Annotated in this window: 13 protein-coding genes; 2 read left to right on the top strand and 11 right to left on the bottom strand. The window is 37.9% G+C overall.

What is annotated here, in order from left to right:
- Positions 1-8: 8 nt before the first annotated feature.
- From hisH to J416_RS07450, 6 genes are read right to left on the bottom strand one after another with little or no spacing between them, the layout of a single operon-like run.
- Positions 9-605 (bottom strand): imidazole glycerol phosphate synthase subunit HisH, encoded by a 597-nt coding sequence (gene hisH, locus J416_RS07470; protein ID WP_003467801.1) that lies wholly within the window; start codon positions 603-605, stop codon positions 9-11.
- Entirely contained in the window at positions 602-1,189 is a 588-nt protein-coding gene (gene hisB, locus J416_RS07465) for an imidazoleglycerol-phosphate dehydratase HisB (protein ID WP_003467799.1), read from the bottom strand. The genes hisH and hisB overlap by 4 nt, the downstream gene beginning before the upstream one ends.
- The gene (hisD, locus tag J416_RS07460) at positions 1,173-2,474 is read right to left on the bottom strand and encodes a histidinol dehydrogenase (protein WP_003467796.1); all 1,302 of its coding nucleotides are present in this window, start codon (positions 2,472-2,474) and stop codon (positions 1,173-1,175) included. The genes hisB and hisD overlap by 17 nt, the downstream gene beginning before the upstream one ends.
- Positions 2,471-3,091, bottom strand: coding sequence for an ATP phosphoribosyltransferase (gene hisG / locus J416_RS07455; protein WP_003467793.1), 621 nt, complete (start codon positions 3,089-3,091; stop codon positions 2,471-2,473). The genes hisD and hisG overlap by 4 nt, the downstream gene beginning before the upstream one ends.
- Entirely contained in the window at positions 3,088-3,288 is a 201-nt protein-coding gene (locus tag J416_RS16230) for a hypothetical protein (protein WP_240407259.1), read from the bottom strand. Before J416_RS16230 ends, hisG begins: the two co-directional genes overlap by 4 nt.
- 23 nt (positions 3,289-3,311) lie before the next feature.
- Complete coding sequence (locus J416_RS07450) at positions 3,312-4,211, bottom strand: ATP phosphoribosyltransferase regulatory subunit (protein WP_003467786.1); 900 nt, start codon at positions 4,209-4,211, stop codon at positions 3,312-3,314.
- A 160-nt stretch (positions 4,212-4,371) separates the two neighbouring features.
- On the opposite strand from J416_RS07450, the gene hisJ reads away from it, so the two are divergent.
- On the top strand, positions 4,372-5,181 hold the full coding sequence (gene hisJ, locus J416_RS07445; RefSeq protein WP_003467783.1) for a histidinol-phosphatase HisJ: 810 nt from the start codon (positions 4,372-4,374) through the stop codon (positions 5,179-5,181).
- Positions 5,182-5,241: 60 nt separating this feature from the next.
- Here hisJ and J416_RS07440 read toward each other — a convergent pair whose 3' ends face one another.
- The 5 genes from J416_RS07440 to J416_RS07420 form a co-directional block, all read right to left on the bottom strand.
- Positions 5,242-8,154: a dynamin family protein gene (locus J416_RS07440; RefSeq protein WP_003467781.1), complete on the bottom strand. Its 2,913-nt coding sequence runs from the start codon at positions 8,152-8,154 to the stop codon at positions 5,242-5,244.
- Positions 8,145-8,828 (bottom strand): dynamin family protein, encoded by a 684-nt coding sequence (locus J416_RS07435; protein ID WP_003467779.1) that lies wholly within the window; start codon positions 8,826-8,828, stop codon positions 8,145-8,147. The genes J416_RS07440 and J416_RS07435 overlap by 10 nt, the downstream gene beginning before the upstream one ends.
- A gap of 251 nt (positions 8,829-9,079) precedes the next feature.
- Positions 9,080-11,545: a DNA topoisomerase IV subunit A gene (parC, locus tag J416_RS07430; protein ID WP_003467777.1), complete on the bottom strand. Its 2,466-nt coding sequence runs from the start codon at positions 11,543-11,545 to the stop codon at positions 9,080-9,082.
- A 21-nt stretch (positions 11,546-11,566) separates the two neighbouring features.
- Positions 11,567-13,516: a DNA topoisomerase IV subunit B gene (parE, locus tag J416_RS07425; RefSeq protein ID WP_003467776.1), complete on the bottom strand. Its 1,950-nt coding sequence runs from the start codon at positions 13,514-13,516 to the stop codon at positions 11,567-11,569.
- Positions 13,517-13,644: 128 nt separating this feature from the next.
- Complete coding sequence (locus J416_RS07420) at positions 13,645-14,058, bottom strand: CoA-binding protein (RefSeq protein WP_003467774.1); 414 nt, start codon at positions 14,056-14,058, stop codon at positions 13,645-13,647.
- Positions 14,059-14,293: 235 nt separating this feature from the next.
- On the opposite strand from J416_RS07420, the gene plsY reads away from it, so the two are divergent.
- Entirely contained in the window at positions 14,294-14,878 is a 585-nt protein-coding gene (gene plsY, locus J416_RS07415) for a glycerol-3-phosphate 1-O-acyltransferase PlsY (RefSeq protein WP_003467765.1), read from the top strand.
- Positions 14,879-14,891: the final 13 nt, after the last annotated feature.

Raw genomic sequence — 14,891 nt, 5'->3', positions numbered from 1 at the left:
CGCCTCCATTATGTCGTTAATTCCATAAATTTTTTTAACAATTGTACACCGACTTCACTACTTTTTTCCGGGTGAAACTGCATCCCGTATACGTTTCCCTTTTGAACAATCGCAGGTATTGTTGTGCCGTAGTCTGTTGTCGCCACCAAATACTTGGATTCAGACACCGCTTGATACGTGTGAACAAAATAAACGTGATTGCCTTCAAATTGGTTCCATTCATCGTCATCAAGCGCTACTTGCAGTTGATTCCAACCAATATGCGGAAGTAAGTAATCTGTTTCTATTTGCTCGACTGTACCTGGAATAATCGCTAAACCATCTGATTCGCCATTCTCATACCCTCTTTCAAATAATAACTGCATACCTAAACAAATTCCTAGAAACGGTTTTTCTGTAGCCAATTGTTGTAAGGCTTCAAGGAGTTGACGTTGGCGAATTTCTTCTACAGCTGCTTTAAAAGAACCAACACCAGGTAAAATAATGTGACTGGCGTGCTGTAATTCTTCTATATCATCCGTAATTGTCACTTGATACCCTAAGTTTTGAAAAGCTGTTTTTACACTCGCTACATTTCCCATACCATAATCAACGATCGCTATCATTCGATCAACCCCTTTGTTGAGTTCACCCCAGTGATTTCTGGATTTATCCGAATGGCTTGACCAAGTGATTGCCCGAGTGCCTTAAATATCGATTCAATTTTATGATGGGTATTCTGTCCGTATAAAACATTGACATGTAATGTAATACCCGCTTGGAACGCAAAGGCTTGTAAGAATTCTTGCACGAGTTCAGTATCGAAGTTGCCTAGTTTCGGATTATCAAAACTGGCGTGAAATACAAGATACGGACGACCACTAATATCTAATGAAACAAAACCAAGTGTCTCATCCATCGGTACATAAGCGTGACCATATCGGTTGATTTGTTTTTTATCTCCTAATGCTTCTTTAAGTAGTTGGCCTAAGACAATGCCGACGTCTTCCACCGTATGATGACTATCAACGTGTAAATCACCATGGGCTTTCACATCCATACCAATCCGACCGTGGCGAGCAAACAATTCAAGCATATGATCAAAAAAACCTACCCCAGTTTCAATCGATACATCATTTGCACGATCTAAGTCGACGGATACGTCAATCTTCGTTTCAAATGTCTCTCTTGATTTACTTGCTTTTCTCATTTCTTTTCGCCTCCAAACGTTTCTTAACAGCAATTCCATGTCCCTCAAGGTGTTCTTCATTCGCAATTGTCATCACATGGTTACTTGCTTCCTCTAAGGCACTTTCGGAATAATATAAGAAAGTGGTTTTCTTCATAAAATCATCAACAGACAGTCCTGACGAAAATCGTGCAGTTCCAGATGTCGGTAATACATGATTTGGTCCTGCATAATAGTCTCCCAGCGCTTCGGGTGTATAACTTCCTACAAATACAGACCCTGCATGTCTCACTTGACTTAATCGAGCAAATGGTTCAGAAACTTGAATCTCTAAGTGTTCTGGTGCCAACTGATTTGCAACTTCGAACCCTTCGTCAATTGTATCAACAACGAGGGCTGCACTTTTATCGGTCAATGCTCTTGTCGCAATTGCTTCTCTAGGTAATTGCTGGCACTGTGATGATAATTCCTCTTGGACTTTTGTCAGTAAACGTTCAGATGTTGTGATAAAATAAGCAGGTGAATTCACATCATGCTCCGCTTGTGCAATTAAGTCAGCAGCGACAAATGTCGGATCAGCTGTTTCATCGGCCACAATCGCTACTTCACTTGGGCCTGCGATCATATCAATGCCGACATCACCAAAAACTAACTGTTTCGCCGCCGCTACATAAGCATTTCCTGGTCCAACAATTTTATCTACCGCCTCGATCGTTTCTGTACCATAGGCGAGCGAAGCAATCGCTTGAACGCCACCAAATCGATACATTGTTGTAACGCCGCTAATATCTGCTGCCACAATTAAGATCGGCGCAATTTCTTCCCCATTACGAACGGGTGTAGCCATGATAATTTCATCAACACCTGCTAATGATGCAGGAATGGCATTCATTAGTACCGATGAAGGATACACCGCGGTCCCACCTGGCACATAAATACCTACACGTTCGATCGAGCGATATAACTGACCAGAAATGATATCATTGTCAGTTTGCATCATGCGCGAATTTTGAAGCTGTTTTTCATGAAAGGAACGAATGTTTTCTGCTGCTTTCTGTAATGATTCAATGATTTGATCATCCACTTGATTCCACGCGTTCTTTCGGTCTTCTTCTGTAACGAGTAGTGATTCGGGTACCTTCCCATCAAATTTTTCAATATATTTATGAACGGCTTGATCACCGTTTTCTTGTATATCATCAATGATACTAGCTGCCGCTTGTAAATACTGTTGCTTCTCTTTACTTTTCGTTTTTTTACGTGAGATCTTATCAAAAAATGTATCCTTATCTAATCGAGGTATCATGCTTGATTGGCTCCTTTCTTAAATGATTCAATGACAGGAACGAGTTGGTTACGTTTTATTTTTAAATTCGACCGATTGGCAATTAAACGGGCACTAAATGATAAAAATTCATCCTGTACAACTAAACCATTTTCTTTCAATGTGGTTCCCGTTTCCACGATATCAACGATCCCATCAGCTAGCCCTAAAATAGGCGCTAATTCAACGGAGCCCTCTAATTTAATAATATCTACAGATTCGCCTTTCTCACGATAATACTCATTCGTTATATTGGTAAAAGTACTTGCAATCCGTTTCTTATGATCAGGCCATTCATAACCAGCTTTGGTCGCTAACGCCATTCGACATTTCCCAAACGGTAACGGAAATAAATTAAATACATCCGGTTCATGTTCGAGTAAAATATCGCCACCAACAACACCTAAATCGGCTATACCGTTTTCTACATATGTCGTCACATCTGGTCCTTTCGCAAAAAAGAAAGAAAATTGCTCAGTTTCTACTTGAAGTTTTCTCCCTTTATTAACTAACGGTTCGGTTTCATAATCAAGTGTTTCGAAAAAGTTTAAAAATTGCTTCTCTAATCGTCCTTTTGTAAGTGCAATTACTGGCTTCATTGTTCAACCACCTTGTATTCATTGTTGACGGTTTGTATTTTATAGACGCGATCAAAGGAATGATTCTCTGCCAACTGATACTGAATATCAACCGTTTTTCCTTCTAGTTGCGTACGGTATTGTTCTGCAATGACATGTGTTTCTGGTGATGCTAGTATACAGACTTTTTCTTTCTGTTTGACTGGTTCCATTTGCACCGCTAACACATCAACGTCAAATGCTAAGCCGACAGCGAAGTGGATTGATCAAATTGTTCATATAAACGGTCATACCGTCCCCCGGAAAAGCAAATCTCACCAGATGGTGTTAAAAATCCGCGGAACATCACGCCATCATAATAAGGTAAATTTTTTACTCGTCCTAAATCAACAATGACGTCATCAACACCGATTGTCTCTAGTACATCGATTAATTGTTTAAGTCGTTGCAATACAGCTAATAATTCAGGGCGATCCTTCCATTTCTTCTCATACGTCGCAATCACTTCTTTTCCGCCATAAGCATTGATCAAACCAATCAATGTCTGGCTAAGATCCGTTTGGTCATATGATTGTAAAATGTCAGTAATTCGATCTTCCTTCTTATCATGCATGGCGATGCGTAAATTTTCTTCTTCTATCTTTGTTAATCCGATCGAGTCAATCAATAAATTAAAAATCGATGAATGTCCTAGTTCAATGACATATTGACCAATTGTTAACTGATTTAAATATTGAACCGCCGTCAGAAGACATTCCGTTTCCCCATAAAACCGGTCAGCATGAACAATTTCAATCCCTGCTTGCCTGCTTTCTGTTCCGTCCTTATCAATTCGAAATACCGACCCTTGATAAGACCATTTTTGCTCTGATGGACGTTGATTAGCAATCGCTCTTGCCACTGCTGCGGTCCAATCCGGTCGTAATACTTCTATTTCGCCATCATTATTAAACCATTTCAACATATATTCCAGTTTCATTCCAGCCATTTCATTAATAAATGTATTAGCATACTCCACAACTGGAGTCGAGATTGGCTTAAAATGTCTCATTTCACTCACTCGCCGGAAAATATCTGAAGCTCGTAGTCGATTAGATATTTGTACACCTGTTTCATCTTGACTTCCTTCAGGTAAAAACATGAATTCTCACATCCTATAAACGCTTTATCGTTTTATCACTCTACCGTGATAAAGTGTTAGTATAACATATACATTATCATAGTATTTTTTATATTGTCAATCAACTCTTTTCAATTTTGACAAAAATGTTTATCATAAAGTATGGAAGGAGTGCATTGATATGACGACCTATGGAGATTTCCATATACATACTTCATATTGTCCGCATGGCTCGAATGATCGCGCAACTGATTATATTGAACAGGCCATACAACAAGGATTACAAGAAATAAGTTTCACAGAACACGCCCCACTTCCGGTTCATTTCACAGATCCAACGCCTGAAAAAGACAGCGCAATGGACTGGAAAGACATCGATGCTTATATCGAGGAAATTCAAAAACTAAAAAAGCACTATCAACACAAAATTAAAATTAACTTAGGTTTTGAAATCGACTTTATTCAAGGTTACGAAGAAGAAACGAGACGATTTTTACAAACATATGGACCGATCATGGATGATGCGATTTTATCTGTTCATATGTTGCAGACGCCTAACGACCATTACGTATGTATTGATTTTAGTCGTTCTAATTTCGAATGGATTGTCCAAGAATTTGGCTCGGTTGATCAAGTGTATCAAACGTATTATCAAACACTAAAACATGCTATCAAAGCAGACCTAGGCATGTATAAACCGAAACGAATCGGTCATATCACGTTAATTGAAAAATATAGACAGTCATTTCCACCACAAATGTCTTATGAAAAAACGATCGAAGACATATTATATGTCATCAGACAAAATCATCTAACACTAGACATGAATACAGCTGGACTGTACAAAGAGGATTGTGGCAATATGTACCCGCCTATCCACATCATACACCAGGCACAAAACCTAGGCATCGGTATATATCCTGGTTCCGACTCTCACGAATCTGCCCATATTGCCAGAGGATTTGAACACCTTCCAACGAATCATACATGATCATTAAAAGCAAACATTACGACAAATAGAGATAAGGTCGTAATGTTTGCCTATTTACACTTAACGAACAATGGCTTCAAGCGTCTCCACCACTTCTTGTAAATATGCTTGATCTGTATCTGAATTTTGCAAACTGCTCTGTAATTGTTGATAATATTCTTCTACTTGCATTTTGTACTGTTCTTGTAGTTCCTGCTTCTTCTTTCGCCATGCGCTTTGATAAAATGGCTCAAATGCCGATGCTGCTTGATCAATAACTGTTTCCCACTGTTTGGACATGACTTCTTGTAAAAATTCATACATTTGCATTCGTTCTTGGTCAGCGAAAAAACTTTTCGTATGCTTATAATAAGATAACAGCTTACGAATCGTTTGATCATCTAGTGATATCTCTACAAAAGACAAATCTGGCATTGATAATGAAACCGGCTCCCAATCACTTAAAGAAAAGTCTTGATCGATTTGTTGCAGTTGATCATTTAAGGTTTGATGAAATGTTGCGAAAGCTTGATTATAACTTGTCTCCAATCGAACGATAATCGCTTTTAATTCATCAATCAAAATTTGTTCCTCATCTTGAATTAATTGATCCAGCGCTAGTCGTAGCTCTTCTTTCCCTTTCTTTCCATTGGATTGAATGGCTCCAGGATGAATATGTGAACGAAATACATCAAGAAATTGAATCCCTAAACGTTGTTTAACGAAGAACATTTGTTTTTCTTGTTTCTGCCGTAATTCAGCATACAGGTGTTGCTGATCAAACGAATCAATCTTCTCAACCATATGATTCTGATGCTTTAAGTACCGCTTTAGAAATTGTTCTTTATCTTCAGCATCCAGTGTTAATGTGTGTAACCAGCGATTCACGAAGCGATAAGCACGTTCAATATCCGTATATATAGCTCGCATACTGATTTGGGTCAATTCTTGCGAGATAAATTGATAAAAAACGGTTTCGAACTCGGTAAAACGCTCATCTTGCTCTCCTCTACTTTTCTGATCTAAAGCTTGTTTTGATGATAACGGAAATAACCGCGGATCTTGAATATCGAATGACATCAACTGCTCATTCACATATGAAGTGACAAGTTCCACATCTTGTTCGGAATGAGCCAGATCGATCGCATTGATCATAAAAAACATTTTATCCATTTGAAAGGCATCTTTTACCTTACCTAATCGACGCAGGAATATTTCGTCCGCTTTAGCAAATGGATGATTATAATATGTAACAAATAAAATCGCATCCGCATCTTTAATATAAGAAAAAGCTAGATCCGTATGGCGTGCATTGACAGAATCAGCACCCGGCGTATCCACTAATGTAATGTTTTGTTGTGTAAGCGGACAATCATAAAACAATTCCATCTCTTTCACAAAGCATGCAATGGCTTCATCTTGTACATACGATGCAAAAGACTCTATTGCAATCGAATAGGATGTACCAATCCTTCCATGCATATGAGTAAACCCTTGATAAAACGCCTGCAAAAAGGATCGATGCGTATCGTGCACTGGCAATTGATCAACGTCTTTTTTATCGAGCCAATGATACGCACTACTTAAGGATGAGAAGGTGGTATCCTCTAAAATCGAATGAATGTCGCCAAGCAACTCTCCTTCTTGCTTTATAGTAACCAATACCTCTTCATGATCAAAGTCATGGTTCGGAGGACTAATTTTATTAATCGCCGCTGTTGTTGGATTTGGGGACACAGGAAGCACGTCTGATCCAATTAACGCATTGGCAAAGGAAGATTTCCCCGCACTAAAAGCACCAAATAACGCAATGGTGTGCTTTTTCTGTATGAAACGGTTTCGTTTCAACTTTATATCGTCTCTCATTTGACGTAAAGATGGCAGGTTATATAATAAATCAATTGTCGTTTTCGCATCTTTGCGCGTTTGATCCATGGACAAATGAGCTTGTTCTGAATTCTCTTCAGTTGCGTTTGATTCAACGTTGATTTCTTCTTGTAGATCCGTTTTCCAATCTTCAAAATGAACATAATGTTTATCATAAAAGTGATGCCATTTTTCTAGAAATTCAGAATCATCTTCCACCTCACCGTTATCCTCTAAGATGTTTAATACCACCTCATCAAATTGTTCCCACTGCTCTTCAAGTTGCTGTTTCTCATCTTTGAGCGATGTTTTCTTCTTTACTTCTTGAATCTCTTGATCGATGGATGTAAGCTGTTGATCAATTTCAGCAAAAATCGTTGGTTTATATTGATTCATAAGATCCATATAATATTGTTTATAAATCTTTTTGATCTGATGGCTTACTTGTTCACAATAAACCAATAGGTATTGTCCATTTAATGTGGCACCTTCATTCATTTGATCAATGCATAGCGATGATTCAACTGATTGCGTGAAAACATTGTGATCGACGCCAACATCAATATAAGACTGAAGAAAAGTTACCATTTTATCGCGCAATTTCCATTCTAGCTGTACTTCAACCTGTTCTTGAAGGGATCCGAAGAATGATTGTAATCGATCAGCACGCGCTTTATCTATCTTTTTTCTGTTTTTGAATAAACCCACTTTAAAATCTGGTTGATACGCTTCTAACAATTCTCTTGCTTGTTCACGCAAGTTGTATGGCATTAATTGGGCATTCTTTAAAGTTTGTTGAAGTAAGTCGCTATATTCTTTTTCTATATGAGCTTTGCGATGATATAATTCATCTCGTTGCTCTTGTAATTGCTCGGGGGGTGTTTCTATTTCAATTTGATCAATGGCTTGTTCAAGATCTTGAGATTTAGAATCGAATTCATCCCCAACATCCGCTTGAAATTCTTGCACCAAATGGCTGATCATTTGATTAATGGTAGATTCGATCAATTTTTGCTTATCTTGATGCATCTGATGAATCAACTGTTGTCGCAATAAGTGCCACTGATTGTTTGGATCTTCAATATTCTTTGCACTTGTAAAATAAATCCCTTCAGGCGTCAGCCCCATTGATGTAATACGTTTTCTAAACTTTGCTGATAACTTGAAAAAGATAGTTCAGCTTCTTGATGTTTATCGATTTGATTCACAATCACGTAATAACGCTTATTCATTGATTCAAGTTGTTGCAAAAACGTTGCATTAACTTCTGATTGTACGTGGTTATAATCCATAACATAATAGACAATATCTACTTTGTGTAAAGCTGATTCTGTCATTATACGGTCGGCATCATCCACAGCATCAATACCTGGCGTATCCATAAGGGTGACATCAGATGGAAGCAATGGGTTTTCTCTCCAAATATCAACTTGTGTAATTTCTTCTCGATTACGGCATAATTCTTGAACTTCAGCTAGTGAGCGATCATCTTCTAATAAAATCGCGTTCTGTTCTTTCGTATGTGCCACAACTTGTGAATGGCCCTGATGAATTTCAACAATGTTGGCACTCGTTGGAATAGGACTTTCGGGTAATAAATCTTCTTCCAACAACTGATTTAATAGCGTTGACTTCCCCGCAGAAAAATGGCCACTAAAACAGATATGTGCCTGTTGGTTCTGTTTTTTTGTATATAAATCCATTAGTTTTGTCTGTTCATCGAATGCATTGTATTTCTGAAATAAATGATCAAGTGATATCATTTGTTTTGTGTCAAAAGACTGTGCTGTTGTCGTCATCATTCATCGAAACTCCTTACTCCTCGTGGTCATCTATACCTATTATACTGATTTTTCAGACAAATCGCCACAACCTTGATAAAAAAACTCTCCGCCCATTAAACGTGTCTAATGATGCCATTTTACATTTGTATTCTTTAAAAGCAGTTGAAACAAAAAATGAGCATCAAATTGCAATGCAATTCAATGCTCATTTTATATATTTTTATGGTTTGTCATTCGAAACTGAACTACTTAACGTGGCTCGGATCCCTTTATTCTTCTACATTTGAGTGATCTTCTGTAAAAGGTTTATTTAATGCTGCTTTTTTCCAAATCGAAGTTATATAACCATCGATATCTGTATCAATAACAAATGAACCATTACTGTGCCGATCGCTATTCGGTAAATCCATTGGAGAGATTTCTCTTTCAGTTCCCTCATTGGTTTTTAAGATAAATCGATCGTGATCATTCATCTGATCAAATCCGACAATGTAATGGGGATGTTTTTTGAGTTCCCGCAATAACGCTTGTCCTTTCTTTGCTCTTGAACTTTTTTCAAAACGATTCAAGGTCATTCTCTTACATGCACCGCGCTGGGTTGCTACAAATAGTTGTGACGGATTCGCTTGCTCATCGAATACAACTCCATTAATGATGTGTTCATCTTGTTTTAACTGCATGGCTTTCACACCTGTTGCACGTTGGCCGATAGGTGAAACTTCAGATTCATGGAACCATAAACCGTACCCTTTATTAGAGACAACAAAAACATCTGTATGTCCATCCGTTACATGGACGTTAACTAATTGATCATCTTCTTTCAAATTCAAAGCGATTAACGGTCGTGTATATCGTTGGGATTGATATAAATCAAGTTTACTTTTTTTCACCATACCATTTTGAGTAAAGAACACCAAATAGTGATCTTGATGAAACTCACGAATAGGTATGACTTCTACAATCGTCTCATCATCTTCTAATGAAACGAGGTTTGAAAAATGTTGCCCCAACTCTTTCCATTTAATATCTGGTAATTGGTGAACAGGAAATGGAACAAAACGACCATTGGAAGTAAATATCAAGAGATAGTCCGTCGTATTCACTTCCATTAATCGAAGCAAGTAATCGTCTTCCTTCATCGTGAGGTCTTCATCCTTGCTCGCCCCATAAGAGCGTGTACTCGTTCGTTTCACATATCCATTATCGGTTACTGATACAATCACATCTTCACTCGCGACGGTGACCTCAACATTGATCTGTAGTTCTTCAACTTTTTCTTCAATTCTTGTCCAACGATCAGTTGCATATTTCTTTTTCATTGATCGTAAATCTTTTTTTATCACTGACAGCAATTTGTTTTCATTACTTAAAATTTCTTGATAACGCGCAATAGCTTGTTCTAATTCTTCTGCTTCCTTTTCCAAGGCAGTGATATCTGTATTGGTCAATCGATAGAGCTGTAAAGTAACAATGGCCTCCGCTTGTTCTTCAGTGAAACCGAATTGAGCAATAATCCGATTTTTGGCATCTTTTTTATCTTCGGAAGCGCGGATCGTTTGAATTAACTCATCTAAAACAGAAACAGCTTTGATCAATCCTTCCACGACATGAGCTCTTCTATTTGCTTTCTGTAAGTCATAATGCGTTTGCCGTACAACAACGTCCTTCTGATGGGCAATATACGCCTCAATCATATCAGTTAGTGATAATAATTGAGGCGTTTTGTCCTTGATCGCGACCATATTAAAATGGTACGTGATCTGTAAATCGGTATTTTTATACAGATAATGCAAAACACCTAAACTGTCAGCATCTTTTTTTAACTCAACGACGATGCGCAAACCTGTACGATCGGTTTCATCACGAACTTCTGCAATGCCTTCTACTTTGCGGTCCATCCGTAATTCATCGATTCGTTTTACAAGAGTTGCTTTATTGACTTCATATGGAATTTCATCAATCAAAATTTGTTCACGATTTGCTTTTAATGGTTCAATCGTCGCTTTTCCGCGAACGACTACGCGACCTTTTCCGGTTTCATATGCTTTTTTTAGTCCTTCATAACCTTGTAACGTTCCACCGGTTGGAAAATCCGGTCCTTTGATAATAGTAAGCAGTTCATCCATCGTCGTGGTTGGCTTATCGATTTTCTTAATGATCGCATCTATGACTTCCGCCAAATTATGCGGTGGAATTTCCGTTGCATAACCAGCAGAAATTCCCGTAGAGCCATTGACCAATAAATTCGGAATTTTGGCAGGAAGGACAACTGGTTCTTCAATTGTATCATCAAAGTTAGGTATGTAATCGACCGTTTCTTTCTCAATGTCACGAATCATCTCATCAGCCAGTGCCGACAATCTTGCCTCTGTATAACGCATGGCAGCAGGCGGGTCGCCATCCACACTTCCATTATTCCCATGCATTTCAACCAATACATTCCGAAGTTTCCATCGCTGACTCAAACGGACCATTGCCTCGTATACTGAGGAATCTCCATGCGGATGATAATTCCCGATTACCGTACCCACCGTTTTGGCCGATTTACGAAATGGTTTATCATGGGTGTTACGCTCCTCATGCATCGCATATAAAATTCTTCGCTGTACGGGTTTTAATCCATCTCGAGCATCGGGTAATGCCCGATCTTGAATAATGTACTTACTATAACGTCCGAAGCGATCACCCATCACTTCTTCTAACGGTAAATCTAAATAATTCTCTTCCACTGCCAAGAAAATTCCTCCTCCATGACATTACTGCTGGATATTCTCATTATCAATAATATTATCATCTTCTTCTAAACTAAATTGCACATGTGATTCGATCCAATTTCTTCTCGGTTCCACTTTGTCTCCCATTAATGTAGTCACTCTTCGTTCAGCACGTGCCAAATCATCAATCGTCACACGAATTAATGTTCTTGTTTCAGGATTCATCGTTGTTTCCCAAAGTTGATCAGCATTCATCTCGCCTAACCCTTTATAGCGTTGTAGTTGATAGCCATTTTTTAAAGTTTTCGTGATTTTGTCTAATTCTTCTTCAGTCCAAGCATACTGGACCTGTCGTTTCGCACCCTTACCTTTAGCGATTTGATACAAAGGAGGCAATGCAATAAATACTTTTCCCTCTTCAATCAATTGACGCATATATCGATAGAAAAACGTTAGTAACAAAACTTGAATGTGCGCACCATCTGTATCAGCATCTGTCATGATGACAACTTTATTATATTGAACATCATCTAATTCAAATTCTGTGCCTACACCAGCGCCAATGGTATGAATAATGGTTGAAATTTCTTCATTTTTAAAAATATCTGTTAGTTTGGCCTTTTCTGTGTTAATTACTTTCCCTCGTAATGGTAACACAGCCTGAAATTTTCGGTCTCTTCCCTGCTTAGCTGATCCGCCAGCAGAGTCACCCTCAACTAAGTATAGTTCATTTTTATCAGCATTACGTGATTGAGCAGGCGTAAGTTTCCCACTAAGTAAAGCGTCTTTCTTTTTCTTTCGTTTGCCAGTTCTTGCTTCTTCGCGTGCTTTTCGTGCTGCTAATCTAGCTTCTTTCGCTCGAACCGCTTTCTTAATGAGCATAGAAGCTACACTTGGATTCTCTTCTAAAAAATATAGTAAATGTTCGGCGACAATACTATCGACGGCTGAACGTGCATCCGGGGTTCCTAGTTTTCCTTTCGTCTGCCCTTCAAACTGAAGCTTTTCTTCAGGTATCTTTACAGAAATAACTGCTGTAAATCCTTCGCGAATGTCATTCCCATCTAAATTTTTATCTTTCTCTTTTAAAAGTTGGACTTTACGAGCATAATCATTCATGACACGCGTTATAGCAGTCTTTGCACCTGATTCATGTGTTCCACCGTCTTTTGTACGTACGTTGTTTACAAATGAAAGAATGTTCTCTGCATAACCATCATTAAACTGAAAGGCAAAGTCAACGTCCATTTCTTGATGTTGTCCTTCAAATGAAACGACTTGGTGGAGCGTATCTTTTTCTTCGTTTAAGTAAGTAACAAATGCTTCTAATCCATCCGGATAATGAAATACTTCCTTACGTGTCTCATTTCTTTCATCCATTAATTCAATGGTAATCCCTTTTAATAGAAAGGCAGCTTCTCTTAATCTTTCAGAAAGAATATCGAATTGAAAAGAGTATGCAGAGAATATAGATTGATCAGGGCGAAACGTAATCGTTGTTCCTGTCTTTTTCGTTTTGCCGATTTGTTCTAGGGTTGTAACAGGGTGCCCACCATTTTCAAAGCGTTGGTTAAATACAAAACCATCTCGTTCAATGGTTACTTCTAAATACTCCGATAATGCATTGACAACCGAAGCACCGACACCGTGTAGACCGCCACTTGTTTTATAACCGCCTTGCCCAAACTTACCGCCAGCATGCAAAACCGTCAAAATCACTTCTGGAGTTGGACGACCCGTTTGATGCATACCTGTAGGCATTCCACGTCCTCTATCTTTCACAGTAATACTATGATCTTGATGAACAATGACCTGTATTTTATCACCATAACCTGACAATGCTTCATCAACTGCATTATCAACAATTTCAAAGACAAGATGGTGTAGTCCTCTTGCATCCGTACTCCCAATGTACATGCCAGGTCGTTTTCTTACCGCTTCTAGTCCCTCAAGTACTTGAATCGATTCATCATTGTAGCTCGATTGATTCATTTTTTAACTTCTCCTTCCTCACGTCAACACTTATTCTCATAAGCATTGACAGCCACTGTAGGCGATCAAAAGAATCTAACTTATAATATAGAACATATGTTTTTCATTGTAAAGGAAATATCTAGCGGTTACTTCATGAGCATAGAATGGGCCACTTTTATACATTGATCCATAATTACCTTTTTATCATGATCTTGAAGGTACTGACAAGCTTTATCATCTTTCACACCTTGTTGCATCCAAACATATGGTGCATCCGTTTGAACGATTTCTTTTGCGATATCTTGCAAATAAACGGATTTACGAAAAATATTAATGAGTTGGAATGGCTTGTCTATTTTTACCACAGATTTGTATGCTTTTTCACCTAATACTTCATTTACATTTGGATTGACGGGAATGATTCGGTATCCTTGTTGTTGCATGGCTCGAGCAATTTGATAAGATGTTCGATCCTTTTTATCCGATAATCCGATTACTGCGATTGTTTCGGTATCTTGTAACATCTGTTTCATTAATTGTTGATCATTAGTCTTATCCATTTATTAAACACCTCATTTTACATGATTAAATCATGTAATAGTAAGATTAGCAAGTCATTATATTTCATCAACAGCTAATTTTTGTAAGTATATTCCCTTTTATTCCTTAAATAAAAAAGTATTTATTACAACTTTTTTCGTTTAGAAATGTCTTTTTTGACAGGTCGTGATAAAATATAGTCGTATCATGGAATCATAGGGATAGAAAATTTAATGAAAATAAGGAGATTCTCGAATGGAATACGCTATTTTTATTTTACTTGCTTACTTGTTAGGGTCGATACCATCTGGCCTCATTATCGGCAAGTTAGGTTATCAAATGGATATTCGCGAGCATGGAAGTGGAAACCTTGGGGCTACCAATACATTTCGTGTGCTTGGTATCAAGGCTGGATCAATTGTCATCGTCATCGATATTTTAAAAGGGACATTAGCAGCCTCTTTACCTGTCATCTTTCAAGCAGAACATATATATCCATTACTGATTGGTATTTTTTCAGTCATCGGTCATATGTATCCAATATTTGCAAAGTTTAAAGGTGGCAAAGCGGTTGCTACTTCTTCTGGGATCATTTTAGGTGTCAATCCATTATTATTTGTAATTATGGTGATGAGCTTTTTAGTCATTTTGTATTTGTCTAAGTATGTTTCTCTCGCTTCGATGCTAACAGGTATCATCACCATTATTGTTACCAGCATCCAACAGGATATTGGACTCATCATTGTCACCAGTTTGTTAACGATTTTTGTTATATATCGCCACCATACCAACATTAAACGAATTATTAAGAAAACAGAACCAAAGATTACATGGATGTAAAAGCTATTTAATT

It is taken from the genome of Gracilibacillus halophilus YIM-C55.5, from assembly GCF_000359605.1.
GTDB classification, from domain to species: domain Bacteria; phylum Bacillota; class Bacilli; order Bacillales; family Amphibacillaceae; genus Gracilibacillus; species Gracilibacillus halophilus.
This window is presented reverse-complemented; position numbering and strand designations above follow the sequence as displayed.